The 21,927-nt window shown below is 69.3% G+C and carries 15 protein-coding genes; 12 read left to right on the forward strand and 3 right to left on the reverse strand.

Annotated elements, in window-relative coordinates:
- Nucleotides 1-39: 39 nt before the first annotated feature.
- A complete protein-coding gene (locus V4Y03_RS26580) occupies nucleotides 40-1,971 on the forward strand; it encodes a fibronectin type III domain-containing protein (protein WP_332436518.1) in 1,932 nt (643 codons plus the stop codon).
- A 74-nt stretch (nucleotides 1,972-2,045) separates the two neighbouring features.
- Here the strand turns inward: V4Y03_RS26580 and V4Y03_RS26585 are convergent, their stop codons facing one another.
- Nucleotides 2,046-3,575 (reverse strand): helix-turn-helix domain-containing protein, encoded by a 1,530-nt coding sequence (locus tag V4Y03_RS26585; protein WP_317873188.1) that lies wholly within the window; start codon nucleotides 3,573-3,575, stop codon nucleotides 2,046-2,048.
- Nucleotides 3,576-3,626: 51 nt separating this feature from the next.
- Nucleotides 3,627-3,983 carry a VOC family protein gene (locus tag V4Y03_RS26590; protein WP_317873189.1) on the reverse strand — a complete coding sequence of 119 codons (357 nt, stop codon included), beginning with the start codon at nucleotides 3,981-3,983 and terminating at the stop codon, nucleotides 3,627-3,629.
- 269 nt (nucleotides 3,984-4,252) lie between these two features.
- Here V4Y03_RS26590 and acnA point away from each other — a divergent pair, with 269 nt between their 5' ends.
- Nucleotides 4,253-6,970 (forward strand): aconitate hydratase AcnA, encoded by a 2,718-nt coding sequence (gene acnA, locus V4Y03_RS26595; protein ID WP_317873190.1) that lies wholly within the window; start codon nucleotides 4,253-4,255, stop codon nucleotides 6,968-6,970.
- 78 nt (nucleotides 6,971-7,048) lie between these two features.
- Here the strand turns inward: acnA and V4Y03_RS26600 are convergent, their stop codons facing one another.
- Nucleotides 7,049-7,969, reverse strand: coding sequence for an FG-GAP repeat domain-containing protein (locus V4Y03_RS26600; RefSeq protein ID WP_332436519.1), 921 nt, complete (start codon nucleotides 7,967-7,969; stop codon nucleotides 7,049-7,051).
- Between the two features lie 527 nt (nucleotides 7,970-8,496).
- On the opposite strand from V4Y03_RS26600, the gene ngcE reads away from it, so the two are divergent.
- From ngcE to V4Y03_RS26650, 10 genes are all read left to right on the forward strand, one after another.
- Nucleotides 8,497-9,939, forward strand: a complete 1,443-nt coding sequence (gene ngcE, locus V4Y03_RS26605) for an N-acetylglucosamine/diacetylchitobiose ABC transporter substrate-binding protein (protein WP_332436520.1) — start codon at nucleotides 8,497-8,499, stop codon at nucleotides 9,937-9,939.
- A gap of 107 nt (nucleotides 9,940-10,046) precedes the next feature.
- Complete coding sequence (locus V4Y03_RS26610) at nucleotides 10,047-10,976, forward strand: carbohydrate ABC transporter permease (protein WP_056557396.1); 930 nt, start codon at nucleotides 10,047-10,049, stop codon at nucleotides 10,974-10,976.
- Nucleotides 10,976-11,914 (forward strand): carbohydrate ABC transporter permease, encoded by a 939-nt coding sequence (locus V4Y03_RS26615; protein WP_332436521.1) that lies wholly within the window; start codon nucleotides 10,976-10,978, stop codon nucleotides 11,912-11,914. The genes V4Y03_RS26610 and V4Y03_RS26615 overlap by 1 nt, the downstream gene beginning before the upstream one ends.
- Nucleotides 11,915-12,106: 192 nt before the next feature.
- On the forward strand, nucleotides 12,107-13,318 hold the full coding sequence (locus tag V4Y03_RS26620; protein ID WP_317873199.1) for an ROK family transcriptional regulator: 1,212 nt from the start codon (nucleotides 12,107-12,109) through the stop codon (nucleotides 13,316-13,318).
- 122 nt (nucleotides 13,319-13,440) lie between these two features.
- Nucleotides 13,441-14,505: a sugar ABC transporter substrate-binding protein gene (locus tag V4Y03_RS26625; RefSeq protein ID WP_332436522.1), complete on the forward strand. Its 1,065-nt coding sequence runs from the start codon at nucleotides 13,441-13,443 to the stop codon at nucleotides 14,503-14,505.
- Nucleotides 14,506-14,782: 277 nt separating this feature from the next.
- The gene (locus tag V4Y03_RS26630; protein ID WP_015037000.1) at nucleotides 14,783-15,571 is read left to right on the forward strand and encodes an ATP-binding cassette domain-containing protein; all 789 of its coding nucleotides are present in this window, start codon (nucleotides 14,783-14,785) and stop codon (nucleotides 15,569-15,571) included.
- The gene (locus tag V4Y03_RS26635) at nucleotides 15,568-16,869 is read left to right on the forward strand and encodes a sugar ABC transporter permease (protein WP_442809495.1); all 1,302 of its coding nucleotides are present in this window, start codon (nucleotides 15,568-15,570) and stop codon (nucleotides 16,867-16,869) included. The genes V4Y03_RS26630 and V4Y03_RS26635 overlap by 4 nt, the downstream gene beginning before the upstream one ends.
- 233 nt (nucleotides 16,870-17,102) lie before the next feature.
- Nucleotides 17,103-19,022, forward strand: coding sequence for a 1-deoxy-D-xylulose-5-phosphate synthase (gene dxs, locus V4Y03_RS26640; RefSeq protein ID WP_317873195.1), 1,920 nt, complete (start codon nucleotides 17,103-17,105; stop codon nucleotides 19,020-19,022).
- Nucleotides 19,023-19,143: 121 nt separating this feature from the next.
- Nucleotides 19,144-20,658, forward strand: a complete 1,515-nt coding sequence (locus V4Y03_RS26645; protein ID WP_317873196.1) for an amino acid permease — start codon at nucleotides 19,144-19,146, stop codon at nucleotides 20,656-20,658.
- 100 nt (nucleotides 20,659-20,758) lie between these two features.
- The gene (locus V4Y03_RS26650; RefSeq protein ID WP_317873197.1) at nucleotides 20,759-21,835 is read left to right on the forward strand and encodes a hypothetical protein; all 1,077 of its coding nucleotides are present in this window, start codon (nucleotides 20,759-20,761) and stop codon (nucleotides 21,833-21,835) included.
- Nucleotides 21,836-21,927: the final 92 nt, after the last annotated feature.

A 21,927-nucleotide genomic window follows, 5' to 3' on the forward strand; every position in this document is an offset into this window, starting at 1 on the left:
TGTCCTATGACATGTGCAGGATCACGACCGAAGGAACGCATGAGAACTGCCCGACAGACCGCGGTGGCCACCACCCTGGTCCTCGCCGCGGCCGGCGAACTCCTCGCCACCGCACCCACCGCCTCCGCCGCGGTGACGTGTGCCTCCCCGCTGTTCAAGCGGGAGTATTTCGCCAACACCACCTTCACCGGCACCCCGAAGCGCGTCGACTGCGACAGCGCCGTCGCCGAGAGCTGGACCGGCGCCCCCGCCTACGGCCTGCCCCGGGACCGGTTCGGCGTCCGCTGGACGGTCACCCGCGACTTCGGCTCCGGCGGCCCCTTCGCGCTGTCGGTGGCCGCCCGGGACGGCGTCCGTGTCTACCTCGACGGCGTCCGCAAGTACAGCGTGTGGACGGACCTGGCCACCGTCCGCGCCGGGACGGTCAACCTGACGATCCCGCAGGGCCGCCACACCCTCCGCGTCGACTTCGCGAACTGGACCGGGACGGCGGACGTCAAGTTCTCCTACCTGCCTCGCACCGCCGCCACCGTCGACAAGGTCCGGCCCCTCACCCCGGCCGGCTTCGCCGTCGCGTACGACCGGACCACCGGCCGCACCCGGCTCGCCTGGGCGAAGAACAAGGAGATGGACCTCGCCGGCTACCGCGTCTACCGACGCCTCGCCGGACAGACCTTCCCCGCCCGTCCGGTGGTCATCACCGGCAACGCCACCACCACCGCCACCGACACGCCCCCGGCCACCGGAGAGACCTTCGTCTACGAGCTCCGCGCCGTCGACCGCGCGGCGCACGAGTCCGTGGGCACCGCCGACCTGTCCGTCGTCACCGTCGACCGGACCCCGCCCGCCGTGCCGTCCGGCGTCGCCGCCGCGGTCTCGGCGAGCGCGGTGACCGTACGCTGGACGGCGCCCTCGGGCGCCGCGACCTACCGCGTCCAGCGCGCCGCCGCCCCGGCCGGACCCTGGACCACCGTCGTCGAGTCCCTCGCCGGCGCGGCTTCCTACCGGGACCTCACCGCCGACTTCCATCAGCAGCAGTACTACCGGATCGCCGCCCGCGACACGGCCGGCAACCTCTCCGCGTACTCCGCGACCGCCACCACCGGCGCCCCCGACACCACCGCCCCCGCCCCGGTCACCGGCCTCACCGCCCAGGGCACCACCGCGGGCAACCGGATCACCTGGACGGCCCCGGCCACCACCGACACCGCCGGTTACGAGGTGTTCGCGGCGCCGGCCGGCCAGGAGGACCCGGACGGCCCCGAGCACGTCACCGGCACCTCGTACCACGACGTCCTCGCAGAGACCGGCGCCGAGACGGTCTACCAGGTCCGCGCCGTCGACCACTACGGCAACCTTTCGGCCGCGACGGAGGTGAGCACCAGCCGGCCCACGCCGGCCGCCGTCCCCGCGCCTCTGATGGAGCGCGCCGCGCCGAGCGACCTCCACAACGAGATAACGTTCCGCCCCGGCGGCCCGGACGCCGTCACCGGCTACCGCGTCTACCGGCGCTCGAACACCTCGTCCGCCTGGACACCGGTCGACACCACGGCCCCGTACACCTTCACCGGCACCGACCGCGGCGCACCGCTGGGCCGCGCGTACTACTACGTGGTGGCCCTGGACGCCGACGGCAACGAAGGCCCCCCGTCCGCCACGGCCGAGACCGTCCGCGACCGCCCGGTCCTGACGGCGCCGCTGTCCGCGCCCAGTCTGACCGTCGTCCAGGACGTCCGGATCGCCGTCGTCGTCGACGTGAAGCCGGCGGACGCGGACCGGGGCAAGGGCATCACGGGCTACGAGTGGAGCTTCTCCTGCACGGACGGCGGCCGGCACAGGACGACGGGCGAGACCGCCCGCATACAGGCGTCCGTCCCTTACGCCGGCCCCTGCGACCTGTGGGTCCGAGCGATCGGCCACTACGGAAGCACGGGAACCGCCGCGTACCAGGACTTCTTCTGGACCAGGTGAGACAACGGACGGCTGTGTGACGCGAACGGCCCCCACCCCGAGGAGGGGGTGGGGGCCGTTCGTGCGCCGAAGGCTCAGATATCCCTGAAGATCTCGATCTGCGCGCCGATCGAGTTCAGGCGTTCCGCCAGGTCCTCGTAGCCGCGGTTGATGACGTAGACGTTGCGGAGGACCGAGGTGCCCTCCGCCGCCATCATCGCGAGGAGGACGACCACCGCCGGGCGGAGGGCCGGGGGGCACATCATCTCGGCGGCGCGCCAGCGGGTGGGGCCCTCGACCAGGACGCGGTGGGGGTCCAGGAGCTGGAGGCGGCCGCCCAGGCGGTTGAGATCGGTGAGGTAGATCGCGCGGTTGTCGTAGACCCAGTCGTGGATGAGGGTCTTGCCCTGGGCCGTGGCCGCGATGGCCGCGAAGAACGGGACGTTGTCGATGTTCAGGCCGGGGAACGGCATCGGGTGGATCTTGTCGATCGGCGCCTCCAGCTTGGAGGGGCGGACCGTCAGGTCGACCAGGCGGGTGCGGCCGTTGTCCGCCGCGTACTCGGCCGAGCGGTCGTGGTCGAGGCCCATCTCCTCCAGGACCGCGAGCTCGATCTCCATGAACTCGATCGGGACCCGGCGGATGGTCAGTTCGGATTCCGTGACGACCGCCGCGGCCAGCAGGCTCATCGCCTCGACCGGATCCTCCGAGGGGGAGTAGTCGACGTCCACGTCGATCTGGGGCACGCCGTGCACGGTCAGCGTGGTGGTGCCGATCCCGTCGACCCGTACGCCGAGCGCCTCCAGGAAGAAGCACAGGTCCTGGACCATGTAGTTGGAGGAGGCGTTGCGGATGACGGTCACGCCGTCGTGGCGGGCGGCCGCCAGGAGGGCGTTCTCGGTGACCGTGTCCCCGCGCTCGGTCAGCACGATCGGGCGGTCGGGGGAGGCCGAGCGCTCGACCTCGGCGTGGTAGATGCCCTCGGTGGCGGTGACCTCGAGGCCGAAGCGGCGCAGCGCGATCATGTGCGGCTCGATGGTGCGCGTACCGAGGTCACAGCCTCCGGCGTACGGCAGCTTGAAGCGGTCCATGCGGTGCAGCAGCGGGCCGAGGAACATGATGATCGAGCGGGTGCGGATCGCGGCCTCGGCGTCGATGGACTCCATGTCCAGCTCGGCGGGCGGCACGATCTCCAGGTCGACGCCGTCGTTGATCCAGCGGGTGCGGACGCCGATGGAGCCCAGGACCTCCAGGAGCCGGAAGACCTCCTCGATGCGGGCGACGCGGCGCAGGACGGTGCGGCCCTTGTTGAGGAGGGAGGCGCAGAGCAGCGCGACGCAGGCGTTCTTGCTGGTCTTGACGTCGATCGCGCCGGAGAGCCGGCGGCGGCCGACGACCCGGAGGTGCATGGGTCCCGCGTAGCCCAGGGACACGATCTCGCTGTCGAGGGCCTCGCCGATCCGGGCGATCATCTCAAGGCTGATGTTCTGGTTGCCGCGCTCGATCCGGTTGACGGCGCTCTGGCTCGTGGCCAGTGCCTCGGCGAGCTGCGTCTGTGTCCAGCCCCGGTGCTGACGGGCGTCACGGATGAGCTTGCCGATGCGTACGAGGTAGTCGTCTGCCATGGCGTCACGTTATCTCAGATATGAGATGACACTCGCCGTTGGGGTGGGCCGTCAGGGTGAGAGGCCGAGCGCGGTGGGGTGACGCGGTTCGTACAGGGGGAGTTCGGTGCCGCTCGGCAGCCGTACGGCCGCGAGCAGGCCCCAGCGCTGCTCGGTGATGGCGCGTGAGATCTCGGCGCCCCGGTCCTCCAGCTCCGTCAGGGTCCGGGTGAGGTCCTCGCACATGAGGTAGACCTCGTGCCGGGGTTCGTGCGTCGTGGGGTGCACGGCGACCTCGGCGGGCGGCAGCCGGAAGACGAGCCAGCCCCCTCCGGCGTCCACGTGCTCGAAGCCGAAGACGTCCCTGAGGAACGCGCGGTCGGCCTCCGCGTCCTGGGTGTAGAGGATCACATGCGCGCCACTGAACATGCTCCGATCGTCGACGGCCCCCGGGGGCCCGGCAACGCGTCGGCGGCCGTACGGGTGCCGAGCGGATTCCCCGGCGGCGCGGGGGATCCGGGCATGACCACGCGGCGGGGATGCACTAGAGTTATCTCGACATCGAGATAACTGCTTACGGCGCACCGTGGCCGCCCTCCTGGTAAGGGTTACCTAACTAAGCCTTACCTTAGCGGATCGGCGAGGAGTCGTGGCGGCAGCATGGCGGTAATACGCGCACATTGATGAAGGAGACTGTCGTGTCGGCGAACAGCTTCGACGCCCGCAGCACGCTGCGCGTGGGCGACGAGTCGTACGAGATCTTCAAGCTGGACAAGGTCGAGGGCTCCGCGCGCCTCCCTTACAGCCTGAAGGTCCTCCTGGAGAACCTGCTCCGCACCGAGGACGGCGCGAACATCACCGCCGACCACATCCGGGCCCTCGGCAACTGGGACTCGCAGGCCCAGCCGAGCCAGGAGATCCAGTTCACGCCGGCCCGCGTGATCATGCAGGACTTCACCGGCGTCCCCTGTGTCGTCGACCTCGCCACCATGCGTGAGGCCGTCGCCGCGCTCGGCGGCGACCCGGCGAAGATCAACCCGCTCTCCCCGGCCGAGATGGTCATCGACCACTCCGTCATCGCCGACAAGTTCGGCACGAACTCCGCCTTCGCGGAGAACGTCGAGCTGGAGTACGGCCGCAACAAGGAGCGCTACCAGTTCCTGCGCTGGGGCCAGACCGCCTTCGACGACTTCAAGGTCGTCCCCCCGGGCACCGGCATCGTCCACCAGGTGAACATCGAGCACCTGGCCCGTACGGTCATGGTCCGCAACGGCCAGGCGTACCCCGACACCCTCGTCGGCACCGACTCGCACACCACCATGGTCAACGGCCTGGGCGTGCTGGGCTGGGGCGTCGGCGGCATCGAGGCCGAGGCCGCGATGCTCGGCCAGCCGGTCTCCATGCTGATCCCGCGCGTCGTCGGCTTCAAGCTGACCGGCGAGCTGCCGGCCGGCACCACCGCCACCGACCTGGTCCTCACGATCACCGAGATGCTGCGCAAGCACGGCGTCGTCGGCAAGTTCGTCGAGTTCTACGGTGAGGGCGTCGCCGCCACCTCGCTCGCGAACCGCGCCACCATCGGCAACATGTCGCCGGAGTTCGGCTCCACCGCCGCGGTCTTCCCGATCGACGGCGAGACCCTGAGCTACCTCAAGCTCACCGGCCGCTCCGCGCAGCAGGTCGCGCTCGTCGAGGCGTACGCCAAGGAGCAGGGCCTCTGGCTCGACCCGGCCGCCGAGCCCGACTTCTCCGAGAAGCTGGAGCTCGACCTCTCCACGGTCGTCCCCTCCATCGCCGGCCCGAAGCGCCCGCAGGACCGCATCGTCCTCGCGAACGCCGCCCAGCAGTTCGCGGTCGACGTACGCAACTACGTCGCGGACGACGACGAGGTGGGCAAGGAGTCCTTCCCGGCCTCCGACGCCCCGGCGAACCACCCGAACGGTGCCCCGTCGAAGCCGGTCCTGGTGACCGCCCCCGACGGCTCGACCTACGAGATCGACCACGGTGCCGTCACCGTCGCCGCGATCACCTCCTGCACCAACACCTCGAACCCCTACGTGATGGTCGCCGCCGCGCTCGTCGCGAAGAAGGCCGTGGAGAAGGGCCTGACCCGCAAGCCGTGGGTCAAGACCACCCTCGCCCCGGGCTCGAAGGTCGTCACCGACTACTTCGACAAGGCGGGTCTCACCCCGTACCTCGACAAGGTCGGCTTCAACCTCGTCGGTTACGGCTGCACCACCTGCATCGGCAACTCCGGCCCGCTGCCGGAGGAGGTCTCCAAGGCCGTCAACGAGCACGACCTCGCCGTGACCTCGGTGCTCTCGGGCAACCGTAACTTCGAGGGTCGTATCAACCCCGACGTCAAGATGAACTACCTGGCCTCCCCGCCGCTGGTCGTCGCGTACGCCCTCGCCGGCTCCATGAAGGTGGACATCACCAAGGACGCCCTCGGCGTCGACCAGGACGGCAAGCCCGTCTACCTGGCCGACATCTGGCCGTCGGAGGCCGAGGTCAACGACGTCGTCGCCAACGCCATCGGCGAGGACATGTTCAACAAGTCCTACCAGGACGTCTTCGCGGGCGACGCCCAGTGGCAGGCGCTGTCGATCCCGACCGGCAACACCTTCGAGTGGGACACCGAGTCCACCTACGTGCGCAAGCCCCCGTACTTCGAGGGCATGACGATGGAGACCACCCCGGTCACCGACATCGCCGGCGCCCGCGTGCTGGCGAAGCTGGGCGACTCGGTCACCACCGACCACATCTCCCCGGCCGGTGCCATCAAGGCCGACACCCCGGCCGGCAAGTACCTCACCGAGCACGGTGTGGAGCGTCGTGACTTCAACTCCTACGGCTCGCGCCGTGGCAACCACGAGGTCATGATCCGCGGCACCTTCGCCAACATCCGCCTGCGCAACCAGATCGCGCCGGGCACCGAGGGCGGCTTCACCCGCGACTTCACCGTCGAGGGCGCGCCGGTGTCGTTCATCTACGACGCCTCGCAGAACTACCAGGCCGCCGGCACCCCGCTGGTCATCCTGGGCGGCAAGGAGTACGGCTCCGGCTCGTCCCGCGACTGGGCCGCCAAGGGCACCGCGCTCCTCGGCGTCAAGGCCGTCATCACCGAGTCGTACGAGCGCATCCACCGCTCGAACCTCATCGGCATGGGCGTCCTGCCGCTCCAGTTCCCGGCCGGCCAGACGGCCGACTCGCTCGGCCTGACCGGCGAGGAGACCTTCTCCATCGCGGGCGTCACGGAGCTGAACGAGGGCACCACGCCGAGCACGGTCAAGGTCACCACCGACACCGGTGTCGAGTTCGACGCGGTCGTCCGCATCGACACCCCCGGTGAGGCGGACTACTACCGCAACGGCGGCATCATGCAGTACGTGCTCCGCAACCTGATCCGCGGCTGACGCCTCCGGATCCGGTAGCACGAAAAGGGCCCCGCTCCTCGGAAGAGGAGCGGGGCCTTCGTGTTGCCGTGGGGACGGTCAGAACATCAGCTTGAAGCCGTTCCAGCCGGACGTGCCGATCTTGACCTTGGTGTGGAAGGGCGCGGCGGCGTTGCCCGTGCCCTTGTACAGCCACAGGGCACCCGCGGCGTCGCGGGCCACCAGGTCCGCGATGCCGTCGAAGTTCATGTCGCCGACGGACAGCAGGTTGTTGAAGGTGTTCCAGCCGCCACCGATGCGGATGGGGGCGGAGAAGGGCGCCTTGTAGTTGCCGGTGCCCTTGTAGAGGTACAGCACGCCCGAGCCGTTGCGCGCGACGATGTCGGCCTTGCCGTCACCCGACAGGTCACCCTTGCCGGTGATCTGGGTGTAGGCGTTCCAGCCGCCGCCGACCTTGATGCGCGGTGCGATGGTGCCGTTGTTGTAGCCGAGGTACAGCCACAGCACGCCGGCGCTGTCGCGGGCGAGCAGGTCGTCCGCGGTCCCGCCGCCGATGTTGGAGGGGGAGAAGAGGCGGTTGTAGACGCCGTAGCCGCCACCGAGGTCACGCCGGTCCTGGCTCCAGGGGCCGTAGTACAGGCGGTTGTTCTCGACGAACCAGACACCGTCCGACTCGCCGTTGTTGTTGACGTCCGCCTGGGTGACGAACTTCTTGTACTGGAAGCCGTAGCCGGTCTTCTCGGAGGCCGTGAGGCCACCGGAGCCGGTGAGGCCGTACCCGTAGATGTCGCCGGCGTTGTTGACGCCGTACAGGGCGTTGGTCGGGGTGACCGAGGCCGTGGTCGCGGCGAAGGTGGTGGCGCGGGGCGCCGCCTGGGTGGCGCCGACGGCCTTGGCGGACGCCCCGGGCGTCTCGGCCGCCACCGCGGCCGTGGTGGTGCCCACGAGGGCGGCGGTGATCGCAGCGACGGTGACGCGGGACAGGAAGCCCGTGCGCTTCAGGCCAGAAGACTTGGCCACGTAGTACTCCAGATCCGAGTGGAATGAGGCAGGTCCCACCGCGCGTCCGTCGCGAAGGAGGGAAGCGGTGGGACCTCTATGATCCCGGATCGCCCTTACAGAACCTTCACCGGGCAGGGGGTCTGTGACACAACTGTTTCGATCCCGGCTGTATGTCTGCTTTGCCTCGTTCGTGTTCACGTGCGGGGGAGAGCGTCGTGTCGTGCCTCCAGTACGGGTAGTTCTGAGGTGCTGTCAAGAGTGTTGCGAAGCCAATGCTTGGACGAAACGCCGCAGATCGCGCCTGCTTATCCCGGAGGTCTCAACTCGGGAAAGATGGCCGTCGAAACCTGCTTACGATCTTGCTCAGGTGAAGGGAAGTGGACTATACCTGTCGGCGTCCAGTCAGTCGTTTCCATCACACGACGGCCCGACGCCTGCACGACCCGGCTGCAAATGACCGCGGTGGCGGGGCCCTTCGCCTGTGGCGAGCGAGTACGGGCGACCGGTACACCGCCTGAGTCCTGAATGAAGGCGAGGACTTGAGCATGGGATCCACCTCCGCACACACCAATGAGGGCCTTGGCCGTCGCGATCTGATCAAGCGTTCTGCCGCTATCGGTCTGATCTCCGTACCGACGATGGGCTTCCTCTCCGCATGTGCGAGCAGTGACAGCGGTGGCAACGGAAAGGTCGAGAAGGGCACGAAGTCCGAAAAGAACCCGCTCGGGGTGAACGAGTCGGCACCGCTCGATTTCGTCCTCTTCGACGGCGGATTCGGACAGCAGTACGCCAAGGACGCGGTCAAGGTCTACGAGACCAATTACCCCAAGGCGACCGTCAAGTTCACCCCCACCCAGAAGATCACCACCACGCTCCAGCCCCGCTTCAACGGCGGCAACCCGCCGGACCTCATCGACAACTCGGGCGCCGAGCAGATGGACATGGGTGTCCTCGTCGGCCAGAAGCAGCTCGCTGACCTCACCCCGCTCCTCGACGCGCCGTCCGTCGACGACCCGTCCAAGAAGGTCCGCGACACCCTGCGGCCCGGCATCGTCGAGATGGGCCAGTTCGACGGCGAGCAGTGCTGGATTCTCAACTACGCCTACACCGTCTACGGCGTCTGGTACTCGCAGAAGCTCCTCGACTCGCTCGACGCGAAGTACCCCGAGACCTGGGACGAGATGCTGGCCGTCTGCGAGAAGGCCAAGCGGAAGGGCATCGCGGGCTGGACGTACGCGGGCAAGCACCCGTACTACGTCCCGTTCTCGCTCTACCCGATGATCGGCAAGGTCGGTGGCCGCGAGGTCCTGGACGCCATCGACAACCTGGAGCCGAAGGCCTGGGAGCACCCCGCGGTCAAGGCCTGCTTCGAGGCGTACTACGAGCTCGTCCAGAAGGGCTACATCCTCAAGGGCACGCCCGGCCTGGACCACATCCAGTCGCAGACCGCCTGGACCGAGGGCAAGGCGCTGTTCATCCCGAACGGCTCCTGGGTCGAGAACGAGGCCGCGAAGACCATGCCGGCCGACTTCGGCCTGTCCGTCTCCGCCCCGACCGGCATCGACGCCTCGGACAAGTTGCCGTTCGGCACCATCTGGGCGGCCGGCGGTGAGCCCTTCATCGTCCCGGCGAAGGCGGCCAACGCCGAGGGCGGCATGGAGCAGCTGCGCATCATGCTCAGCGAGTCGTCCTCCAAGAACTTCACGCAGTCCGTGAAGTCCCTGACGGCCCTCAACGGCGGCACCGACGGCATCGAGCTGTCCCCGGGTCTCAAGTCCGGTGTGGCGGCCCTGGAGAAGGCCGGCCAGAACGTCGTCAACCCGCGCCTGCAGGACTGGTACGTCGCCCTCCAGAAGGAGAAGATCGGCGTCGCCGGCATCGGCGAGATGATGGCCGGCCGCGCGACCCCGGCCGAGACGATCAAGAAGATCCAGAAGTACGCCGACGAGGCGGCCAAGGACTCCTCGATCAAGCACTACAAGCACTAGTGGGACAGTGCCGGGGCCCCTTCCCGCCGACCGGGAGCGGGCCCCGGCCACTTCGCGCGCGGCAGCAGCGGCGCGCCTGGCGCGGGAAAGATCGGGGTCGGTAGGAAATGCAACACGGCAAGTACCGTTTCATCGTGGGGTTCCTGGCGGCCCCCCTCGCGCTCTACGCGCTCTTCGTCATCTGGCCGTTCATCCAGTCGATCTACTACTCGTTCACGGACTGGACCGGGCTGAGTCCCGAATTCGGGATGGTCGGATTCGACAACTACAGTCGGATGCTGGACGACGAGATCTTCTGGAAGTCGTTCCAGCACAGTCTGATCCTCGCGCTGGTGCTGCCGCTGGTGACCGTCGGCCTCGCACTTTTCTTCGCCTTCATGCTGAATGTCGGCGGTCGGCGCCGCAGGGGTGCCGCCATCGCGGGTGTGCGCGGATCATCTTTCTACAAGATCGTCTATTTCTTCCCGCAGGTGCTGTCGATCGCGATCGTGGCGCTGCTCTTCCAGTTCGCGTACAACCCCAATAGCGGAGCCATTAACTCCGTTTTGAAGGGTGTCGGCCTCGGCAGCATCCAGCCCGACTGGCTCGGCGATCCGGACCTCGCACTCATCTGCGTGATGGTGGTTCTCGTCTGGTCCACCGTCGGATTCTTCGTCGTCCTCTTCTCGGCCGGCATGGCGTCCATTCCGCGGGACTTCTACGAAGCCGCCCTGCTCGACGGCGCCAGCCGGTTCACCACGTTCTTCAAGATCACGCTGCCGCTGCTCTGGGACACCGTGCAGTCGGGCTGGATCTACATGGGCATCCTCGCGCTCGGCGCGGAATCCTTCGCCGTCGTCCAGATCATGACCGTCGGTCCCTCCGGCGGCGGGCCCGACTACTCCACCATCGTCCTTCCGCTGTACGTGTACCAGAAGGCGTTCCGGGACGGTCAGGCCGCCTACGCAACGACCATCGGTGTCGCGCTCCTCGTCCTCACGCTGGCCTTCGCGGCCGTCGTGACGAAGCTGGGCCGGCGCGAGCGGCTGGAGTTCTGATGAAGACGACCGACACTGCCACCACCGGCGTCGAGACCCCCGGCGGGCCCGGCGGCCCGGGACCCGCGGTCACCAGGACGACGGCGCCCGCGCCCCGCAAGGAGTCCAAGAGTGAGGGCGCGACCCTCAACGTCTTCTCGCACGGCGTCCTGATCATCTGGGCGATCATGGTCGTCACGCCGCTGCTCTGGGCGGTCATGACCTCCTTCAAGACCGACAAGGCGATCTTCACCTCGCCGTGGTCGCTGCCCGACAAGCTGCACTTCGAGAACTGGTCGCGCGCCTGGACCGAAGCGCACATGAGCGACTACTTCCTGAACACGATCCTGGTGGTCGGCGGCTCGCTCATCGGCACCCTGCTCCTCGGCTCGATGGCGGCCTACGTGCTGGCCCGCTTCGACTTCCCGGGCAGCCGCTTCATCTACTTCCTCTTCATCGGCGGGATGAGCTTCCCGATCATCCTGGCGCTGGTGCCGCTGTTCTACGTGATGCAGAACATGGCCCTGCTCAACACGCTGCACGGCCTGATCGTGGTCTACATCGCGTACTCGCTGCCGTTCACCGTCTTCTTCCTCACGGCCTTCTTCCGCACCCTGCCGACCTCGGTCGCGGAAGCGGCCTTCGTGGACGGCGCCTCGCACACCCGGACCTTCTTCCAGGTGATGCTGCCGATGGCCAAGCCGGGCCTCATCAGCGTCGGCATCTTCAACTTCCTCGGCCAGTGGAACCAGTACCTGCTGCCGACCGTGCTCAACACCGAGCCGGAGAAGAAGGTGCTCTCGCAGGGCCTGGTCCAGCTCGCCGTCAGCCAGGGCTACAAGGGTGACTGGTCGGGGCTCTTCGCCGGCCTGGTGATGGCGATGCTCCCGGTGCTCGCCGCGTACATCATCTTCCAGCGGCAGGTGGTCGCCGGTCTGACGGCCGGCGCCGTGAAGTGACCTCCGGGGCCCCGCAGGCCCCTCCCGCAGAGCCCGAAGGGCCCCCGGCGCACCGCGCGCGGGGGCCCTTCGGCGCTCCGTCACACCGTGTGACGGAGTACCGTCCGCCACTCAAGGTCTTGACGGGGAGCGAGCCGAAAGCGTCCCCTTAGGGTTCACATGTTGGAGATAACGGTGGGAGTGAGTGAGTCGATGGAGACTCCGGGGTCGCAGACGTCGCTGCACAGGGCCAATCTCGAACGGGTCGTCCGGGCGGTGCGCATGGCCGGATCGCTCACCCAGGCGGAGATCGCCCGGACGACGGGCCTGTCCGCCGCCACGGTCTCCAACATCGTCCGGGAGCTGAAGGACGGCGGCACCGTCGATGTCACGCCCACCTCGGCGGGCGGCCGGCGGGCCCGCAGCGTCTCGCTCTCGGGCGACGCGGGCATCGTGATCGGCGTCGACTTCGGCCATACGCACCTCCGGGTCGCGGTCGGCAACCTCGCCCACCAGGTGCTCGCCGAGGAGGCCGAGCCGCTGGACGTGGACGCCTCCGCCGCCGAGGGCTTCGACCGGGCGGAACAGCTGGTCAACCGGCTGATCCTGGCCACCGGCATCGGCCGGGACAAGGTGATCGGCGTCGGACTCGGCGTACCGGGACCGATCGACGTCTCCTCCGGCACGCTCGGGTCGACCTCGATCCTGCCGGGCTGGAGCGGCATCAACCCCGCCGAGGAGCTGTCCGGCCGGCTCGGCGTCCCGGTGCACGTCGACAACGACGCCAACCTCGGCGCGCTCGGCGAGCTGGTCTGGGGCAGCGGGCGGGGCGTCAAGGACCTGGCGTACATCAAGGTGGCCAGCGGCGTCGGAGCCGGGCTCGTCATCGACGGGCGGGTCTACCGGGGGCCCGGCGGCACCGCGGGCGAGATCGGGCACATCACGCTCGACGAGTCGGGCCCGGTCTGCCGCTGCGGCAACCGGGGCTGCCTGGAGACCTTCACCGCCGCCCGGTACGTGCTGCCGCTGCTCCAGCCGGGCCACGGCCCCGATCTGACCATGGAGAAGGTCGTCCGGCTGGCCCGGGAGGGCGACCCCGGCTGCCGTCGGGTGATCGCCGACGTGGGGCGGCACATCGGCAGTGGCATCGCCAACCTCTGCAACCTGCTGAACCCGAGCCGGGTGGTGCTCGGCGGCGACCTCGCGGAGGCCGGGGAGCTGGTCCTGACGCCCATCAGGGACTCCGTCTCGCGGTACGCGATCCCCAGTGCCGCCCGGCAGCTCTCGCTGGTCCAGGGGGCCTTGGGCGGCCGCGCCGAGGTACTGGGCGCCCTCGCCCTCGTACTGAGCGAGATGGGCGATTCGACCCTTTTGGAGAGCGCCCTGCCGACGGCGGGTCCGGCCTCGCGTCTTGCCTTCACTTAGATAACGAACACCACCGTTGTCATCTCGTTAAGAATTTACTTCTTGACGGCAACGTTGCAGCCGAGTTGACTTCGTGCCACCTCGGCCGCAATGTCGCGGCCACGTCAGGGAGGCAAACCCACATGAACGCAGTGACGCGTCGTGCCGTCATAGCAACGGCCGCGGTCTCGATGGCCCTCTCGCTCGCAGCCTGCGGCAAGGCCGGCGGCGACGACAGCGCGGACAAGGGCAGCTCGACCAAGATCGGCCTGCTCCTTCCGGAGAACAAGACCTCGCGCTACGAGGCCCTGGACAAGCCCCAGTTCGAGAAGGCCGTCAAGGCCGCGTGCGGCGACTGCGAGGTCGTGTACAACAACGCGGTCTCCGACGTCGTCAAGCAGAAGCAGCAGTTCGACCAGCTGATCGCCGACGGCATCAAGGTCATCGCGCTCGACCCGGTCGACGCGACCAAGGCCGAGGGCTGGGTCAAGGACGCCAAGGCCAAGGGCGTCAAGATCGTCGCGTACGACCGTGCCGTCAAGGGCGCCGACGCCTACGTCAGCCACGACAACAACAAGGTCGGCGAGATCCAGGGCAAGGCGCTCCTCGCCGCCCTCGGCACCAAGGCCGCCACCGCCAACGTCGTGATGATCAACGGCGACGAGAAGGACCCGAACGCCGGTCTGTTCAAGAAGGGCGCCCACACCGCCCTCGACGGCAAGGTCGGCAAGATCGCCTACGAGGCCTCCGGCGAGTGGGACCCGAAGATCGCCGGCGAGAAGATGTCCGCCGCGATCTCCTCGGTCGGCAAGGACAAGATCAACGCCGTCTACTCCGCCAACGACGGCATGGCCGGCGGTGTCATCACCTCCCTCGAGAACGCCGGCATCAAGGGCATCCCGGTGGGTGGCCAGGACGCCGAGGTCGCGGGCATCCAGCGGATCATCGCGGGCACGCAGACCTTCACCATCTACAAGTCGCCGCTCCAGCTGGCTCCCGAGGCCGCCAAGTTCGCGGTGAACCTGCTCCAGGGCAAGGACCTGGGCGCCCAGGGCACGACCGACGGCGTCCCGTCGACGCTCTTCGACCCGGTCGTGGTGGACAAGACCAACATCCAGTCCACGGTCGTCCAGGACGGCATCTACAAGGCCGCCGACCTCTGCACCTCGGACCTCGCCGCCAAGTGCGCCGCGCTGGGCGTGAAGTAGTCCAGGCCGACCCCCGTCGGGCCCCGCGAGGGCCCGGCGGCACGGATCCGCGCAGGAGCGCCCCCGAAGCGGGCGCCGCGGCCCCGAGTACAGAGGGTGAAGACCCTCGGTAACAAGGCCGGCGCACGACGCCCGGATCCGTCCCCCAAGCCCGTCCGGCCCCCGGCCGACCCAGACCCCGCTGTCGGTCCGGGGGCCGGACGAGCCCAGCCCCCCTCGAAACTTCGGCGCCGCACAGGCGGCGCGCCATTGCCGCCGCCCGCGGGCGGCGAAGGAGTTGGTTCACGTGTCCCAGACGCCCGTGCTGGCGTTGCGTGGGATCTTCAAGCGGTTCGGAGCGGTCCAGGTCCTCTCCGGTGTCGATCTCGAAGTCCACGCAGGAGAGGTCGTCGCACTCGTCGGCGACAACGGAGCGGGAAAGTCCACGCTGGTCAAGACGATCGCCGGCGTGCACCCGATCGACGAGGGCGTCATCGAGTGGGAGGGCGAGCGCGTCGAGATCCAGCGCCCGCACGACTCCCAGAACCTCGGTGTCGCGACCGTCTACCAGGACCTCGCCCTCTGCGACAACCTCGACGTCGTCGCCAACCTGTTTCTCGGCCGCGAGATCAAGAAGGGCGGCGTCCTCGACGAGGTCGCCATGGAGAAGCGGGCCAAGGACCTCCTCTCCACCCTCTCCATCCGCATCCCCAGCGTCCGCATCCCCGTCGCCGCCCTCTCCGGCGGCCAGCGGCAGGTCGTCGCCATCGCGCGCGCCCTGGTCGGCGACCCCAAGATCGTGATCCTCGACGAGCCGACCGCCGCCCTCGGCGTCGAGCAGACCGCCCAGGTCCTCGACCTGGTCGAGCGGCTGCGCGAGCAGGGCCTCGGCGTCATCCTCATCAGCCACAACATGGCCGATGTGAAGGCCGTCGCCGACACCGTGGCCGTGCTGCGCCTGGGCCGTAACAACGGCACCTTCCCGGTGGCCACCACCACGCACGAAGAGATCATCGCCGCGATCACCGGTGCCACGGACAACGCCGTGACCCGCCGCCAGGCCCGCAACGCGGAGGTAGCGAAGTGAGCAAGACCCCTCCCACCGCGAGCGACCAGGCCGCCGTGCCCGATCCCCGGACGGGCGAGGAGGCCCCGGCCGCCGCCGCGATCCCCGCCGTCGACCCCCGCCTCCTCGTGCGCGAGCAGGGCTTCAAGGGTTACGTCGAGGAGTTCAAGCGCAAGATCCGCTCCGGTGAGATCGGCTCGCTGCCCGTCGTCGTCGGCCTGATCGTCATCGGCATCGTCTTCCAGGCCCTCACCGGCAACTTCATCACCTCGTACAACCTCGACCAGATCACGCTGTACGCGGTCGGCCCCGGCATCATGGCGGTAGGCATCGTCTTCGTGCTGCTGCTCGGCGAGATCGACCTCGCCGTCGGCTCCGTCGCGGGTCTGGCGGGCGCGGTCTGGGGCGTCCTCGGCACGGACATGCCGGACGGTCTCGCGATCCTCCTCGGCATCCTGTCCGGCACCCTGCTCGGCGCCTTCCACGGTCTGGTCTTCGCCAAGATCGGCGTGCCCGCCTTCGTCGTCACCCTGGCGGGCTTCCTCGGCTGGGCCGGACTCCAGACCTGGGTGATGGGCGACCGCTCCACCATCCCCACCCCGATCGGCAGCTTCGTCGGCGACCTCACGAAGTACTACTTCTCCGACGTCGCCGCCGCCTACGGCCTCGCCGTGGTCGTCGTCGCCGCCTTCTACCTCGCCCAGCTGCGCGACTCCCGCCGCCGCAGGGCCGCCGAGCTGCCGCACCGCCCGCAGAGCGAGATCATCCTGCGCACCGCCGTCCTCGCGGTCCTGGTCCTCGTCGCCGCGTACGGCTTCAACCAGGAACAGGGCCTGCCGCTCTCCCTGGTGATCTTCCTGGTGATCCTCCTCGTCACCGACTTCGTGCTGCGCCGCACCACGTACGGCCGCCAGGTCTTCGCGGTCGGCGGTGGCATCGAGGCCGCCCGCCGCGCCGGCATCAACGTCTCGTGGATCCGGGTCTCGGTCTTCATGATCTCCGGCACCATGGGCGCCATCGGCGGCCTGTTCCTCGCCTCCGCGACCGGCGGAGCCGACCGCTCCCTCGGCGGCGGCAACCAGCTGATGATGTGCATCGCGGCGGCCGTCATCGGCGGTACGTCCCTGTTCGGCGGACGCGGCAAGGTCTGGTCGGCCCTCCTCGGCATCCTGGTCATCCAGTCGATCGTCCAGGGCCTCAACCAGATGAACCTGTCCTCGAACGCGATCCAGTACATGATCACCGGAGCGGTCCTGCTCATCGCCGTGATCATCGACTCGGTCTCCCGCCGCACACAGAAGACGGCGGGACGCGCGTAACGCCCGTCACACCGGCCCGGCACCGTGAAACCGGTGCCGGGCTCCGGCGCGTCCGGGGCAGTGCACCGGCGCGTCCGGACCAGTGCACGCGCGCGTACAGAGCCGTACAGATCAGCGACATGTAGGCCGTGAGGGTGACGCCTCACTCCCCGGCCCGATGCCCGCGATCCAGGACGGAACATTAGACTCGACAAATCGGCAAGCTCGACCAGCTCAAACGCAAGGAGGCACGGGTGGCTCTGCTGACCCGTATCAGGGGACCGCGAGATCTGGACCGGCTCTCCCCGGAACAGCTGGACCAGCTGGCCGACGAGATCAGGACGTTCCTCGTGGACGCCGTCTCCAAGACCGGCGGGCACCTCGGGCCCAACCTCGGCGTGGTCGAGCTGACCATCGCCCTGCACCGCGTGTTCGACTCCCCGAAGGACAAGGTCCTCTGGGACACCGGCCACCAGAGCTACGTCCACAAGCTCCTCACCGGGCGCCAGGACTTCTCGAAGCTCAAGATGAAGGGCGGCCTCTCCGGCTACCCCTCGCAGGCCGAGTCCGAGCACGACGTCATCGAGAACTCGCACGCCTCGACGGTCCTCGGCTGGGCCGACGGCCTCGCCAAGGCCAACGAGGTCCTGAAGAAGGACGACCACGTCGTCGCGGTGATCGGCGACGGCGCCCTCACCGGCGGCATGGCCTGGGAGGCGCTGAACAACATCGCCGCCGCCAAGGACCGCCCGCTCGTGATCGTCGTCAACGACAACGAGCGCTCCTACGCGCCCACCATCGGCGGCCTCGCCAACCACCTGGCCACCCTGCGCACCACCGACGGCTACGAGCGCTTCCTCGCCCGCGGCAAGGACATCCTGGAGCGCACCCCGGTCGTCGGGAAGCCGCTCTACGAGACCCTGCACGGCGCCAAGAAGGGCCTCAAGGACTTCATCGCCCCGCAGGGCATGTTCGAGGACCTCGGCCTCAAGTACGTCGGCCCCATCGACGGCCACGACATCGAGGCCCTGGAGTCCGCCCTCACGCGCGCCAAGCGCTTCGGCGGCCCCGTGATCGTCCACTGCCTCACCGAGAAGGGCCGCGGCTACCAGCCGGCCCTCCAGGACGAGGCAGACCGCTTCCACGCCGTCGGCAAGATCCACCCCGACACCGGCCTGCCCATCGCCTCCTCCGGCGCCGACTGGACCTCGGTCTTCGGCGAGGAGATGGTGAAGCTCGGCAAGGAGCGCGGGGACATCGTCGCCATCACGGCGGCCATGCTCCAGCCCGTCGGCCTCGACAAGTTCGCCAAGGCCTTCCCCGAGCGGGTCTTCGACGTCGGCATCGCCGAGCAGCACGCCGCTGTCTCCGCCGCCGGCCTCGCCACCGGCGGACTGCACCCGGTCTTCGCGGTGTACGCGACCTTCCTCAATCGCGCCTTCGACCAGGTCCTGATGGACGTGGCCCTGCACAAGTGCGGTGTCACCTTCGTCCTGGACCGGGCCGGTGTCACCGGCACCGACGGCGCCTCCCACAACGGCATGTGGGACATGTCGATCCTCCAGGTCGTCCCCGGCCTGCGGCTCGCCGCCCCGCGCGACGCCGACCAGGTCCGCGCCCAGCTGCGCGAGGCCGTCGAGGTCACCGACGCCCCCACCGTGGTCCGCTTCTCCAAGGGCGCGGTCGGCCCCGCCGTCCCCGCCCTGCGCCGCGTCGGCGGCATGGACGTGCTCCGCGAGCCCGGCTCGGACCGGCCCGACGTCCTCCTGGTCTCCGTGGGCGCCCTGGCGCCCATGTGCCTGGAGATCGCCGACCTGCTCGACCGTCAGGGCATCTCCACCACCGTCGTCGACCCGCGCTGGGTCAAGCCCGTCGACGAGGCCCTCGCCCCGCTCGCCGAGCGCCACCGGGTCGTCGTCACCGTCGAGGACAACAGCCGCGTCGGCGGTGTCGGCTCCGCCGTCGCCCAGGCGCTCCGCGACGCGGGCGTCGACGTGCCGCTGCGCGACTTCGGCATCCCGCCCCGCTTCCTCGACCACGCCTCGCGCGGCGAGGTGCTCGCAGAGATCGGCCTGACCGCCCCCGATGTCGCCCGCCAGGTCACCGGTCTGGTCTCGCGGCTCGACGGTCGGTTCGAGAACAGCGCGCAGGCGGTGGAGCCCGCCCGCGACTGACGGACACCCCGTCACCCCGCGTCACCCTTGGGCCGGTCGGCTCACTCTTCGGAGTGCCGACCGGCCCTTTCGCGTGCATTCTGACCACAGGACGGGCAGTCCCCTGGCAGGGAGGTACGACGTGAGCACGGACCAGCGGCCACGCGCCAACACGGGATTGTTCCGGACCAAGTCCGTCGAGCAGTCGATCCGCGACACGGAGGAGCCGGAGCACGCGCTCCGGAAGTCCCTGTCGGCCTGGGACCTGACGGTCTTCGGCGTCGGCGTCATCATCGGCACCGGCATTTTCGTCCTGACCGGCAAGGTGGCCAAGGAGAACGCCGGGCCGGCCACCGCCCTCGCCTTCGTCGTGGCCGGCATCGTCTGCGCCCTGGCCGCCCTCTGCTACGCCGAGTTCGCCTCGACGGTGCCGGTGGCCGGATCGGCGTACACCTTCGCGTACGCCTCCATCGGCGAGCTGCCCGCCTGGATCATCGGCTGGGACCTGGTCCTGGAGTTCGCCCTCGGCACGGCGGTGGTCGCCGTCGGCTGGTCCGGCTACGTCAGATCCCTGATGGACAACATCGGCTGGCATCTGCCGGCCGCGCTCGAAGGGCCCGACATCCCGGGCGGCACCTTCGACATCCTGGCCTTCCTGCTGGTCCTGGTGCTCACCGTGGTCCTCGTCCTGGGCATGAAGCTCTCCGCCCGGATCACCACCGTCGTCGTCGCGATCAAGGTCACCGTGGTGATGATCGTGATCGTCGCCGGTCTGTTCTTCATCGTCGGCGACAACTACAAGCCCTTCATCCCGCCGGCCGTCACCCCGCCCGGTGGCGGCTCCGGCTGGAGCGAACCGCTGGTCCAGCTGATGTTCGGCTACGAGCCGACCAACTTCGGCGTCATGGGCATCTTCACCGCCGCCTCCGTCGTCTTCTTCGCCTTCATCGGCTTCGACGTCGTCGCCACCGCCGCCGAGGAGACCAAGCTGCCGCAGCGGGACATGCCCCGGGGCATCCTCGGCTCGCTCCTCATCTGCACCGTGCTGTACGTGGCCGTCGCGCTGGTCGTCACCGGTATGCAGCACTACACCGAGCTGTCCGTGAGCGCCCCCCTCGCCGACGCCTTCAAGGCCGCCGGACACCCCTTCTACGCGGGAGTGATCAGCTTCGGCGCCGCCATCGGCCTCACCACGGTCTGTCTGATCCTGCTCCTCGGCCAGACCCGGGTGTTCTTCGCGATGAGCCGCGACGGCCTGCTGCCGCGCTTCTTCTCCAAGACGCACCCGCGCTTCAGGACCCCCTACCGGCCCACCATCCTGCTCGGCACGATCATCGCCGTCGTCGCCGGCTTCACCAGCATCAACGAACTCGCCACCCTGGTGAACATCGGCACGCTCTTCGCCTTCGTCGTGGTCGCCGTCGGCGTCATGGTGCTCCGCCGCTCCCGCCCCGACCTGCCGCGCGCCTTCCGCACCCCCTGGGTGCCCTTCCTGCCCATCCTCTCCATCGCCGCCTCGGTCTGGCTGATGCTCAACCTGCCCGGCGAGACCTGGTTCCGCTTCGCCGTGTGGATGCTGATCGGCTTCGTCGTGTACTTCCTGTACGGGCGCGGTCACAGTCGGCTCGGGCGGGCGGGCGGGGAGTCCCGGTACTGAGCGGCCGTTGCCGCAGGCGCGGAAGGCGGGGTTCGGGAGGGCGACTACAGTCGGCTCGTACCCGAACTCCTTCCGACCACCGGAGTGCTGGATCCCCCCCATGGCGAATCGATCCCAGGTCCCCGCTGCCCGCACCCACGGCGCCACCGCCCCCCTGCTCCAAGGCGCCTGGCTGACCAGAGGAGAGGAGGGGAGGTTCAGCGCCTACCTGCCACGGGACGGGGAGGTGCTGCGCTGGACCGAGCGGCCGGACGGCGGCTGGAGCGGCCCCGACTCGCTCGGCGGCGACGGACTCAACCCCTTCCTCGCGGTCGGCCAGGGCGCCGACCGCTACGTCCACCTCGTCGGCGTGCGCCCCACCACCGGGGGCGAAGGACACGTCGAGCTGGTCCACAGCGTCCAGTTCCAGACCGGCCGCCCGGCCGCCCCCTGGCGCTCGATCGGCCACTCCAACGGCAAGTGGCGGTGGACGGGCAACCCCACCGTCGCGGTGGACGCCCAGGGCCGCGCGCATGTCTTCATGCGCAACGGCGGCGGCGGACTCAGCGTCCGCGCCCAGAAGGACGCCGGCGGCTGGCACCCCTGGTGGGACCTGCACGGCTCGGGCACGGACCCCTCCCCGGTCGCCGCCGTCAACGGAGAGGGGCGCGTCGAGCTCCTCACCACGACCGACAAGGGCCTGCTCCGCTACGTCCAGGAGGAGCCGGGCGCCCGCCCGGTCCGCCAGGACGTGCTGCCCGCCGAGGTCACCTTCGGCACCCTCGCGACCGTGACCGGCCCCTCCGGGCACGTGACGCTCTTCTACGTCGACAAGGCGGGCAAGGTCCGCGCCTGGTCGCCGGACCGCTCCCTGGAGCCCACGACCGTCGGCGACGCGGTCGGCACCGGCCGGCTCGCCGCCACCCGCTGCCTCATCGACGGCTTCGACTGCACGGTCCTCGCCCAGCAGTCCGACGACGGCCGGCTCGCCCTCGCGGCCTACCCGAGCGAGCAGGAGGCCGACGGCATCACGTGGTCGGAGACCGGGGACCCGCAGGGCGACCTCGCGACCGTCCTCACCCGGGGCCTCGACGGCCGGCTCGTCGCGATGGCCCTGGTCGGCGGCGCCCAGCTGATCACCACCCGTCAGAAGGCGGCGGAGGGACTCCTCCTGGAGGGCTGGCGCTCCATAGGGTGACCCGCACCCACCCTGTCGGGGGCGTACCCCTGACAGGGTGACACGCGCCCCCGACGCCCCCGTGGACGACGGGAACGGCCCCGGCACCTGGA

The sequence above is a fragment of the Streptomyces sp. P9-A4 genome, assembly GCF_036634195.1.
Lineage (GTDB): Bacteria > Actinomycetota > Actinomycetes > Streptomycetales > Streptomycetaceae > Streptomyces.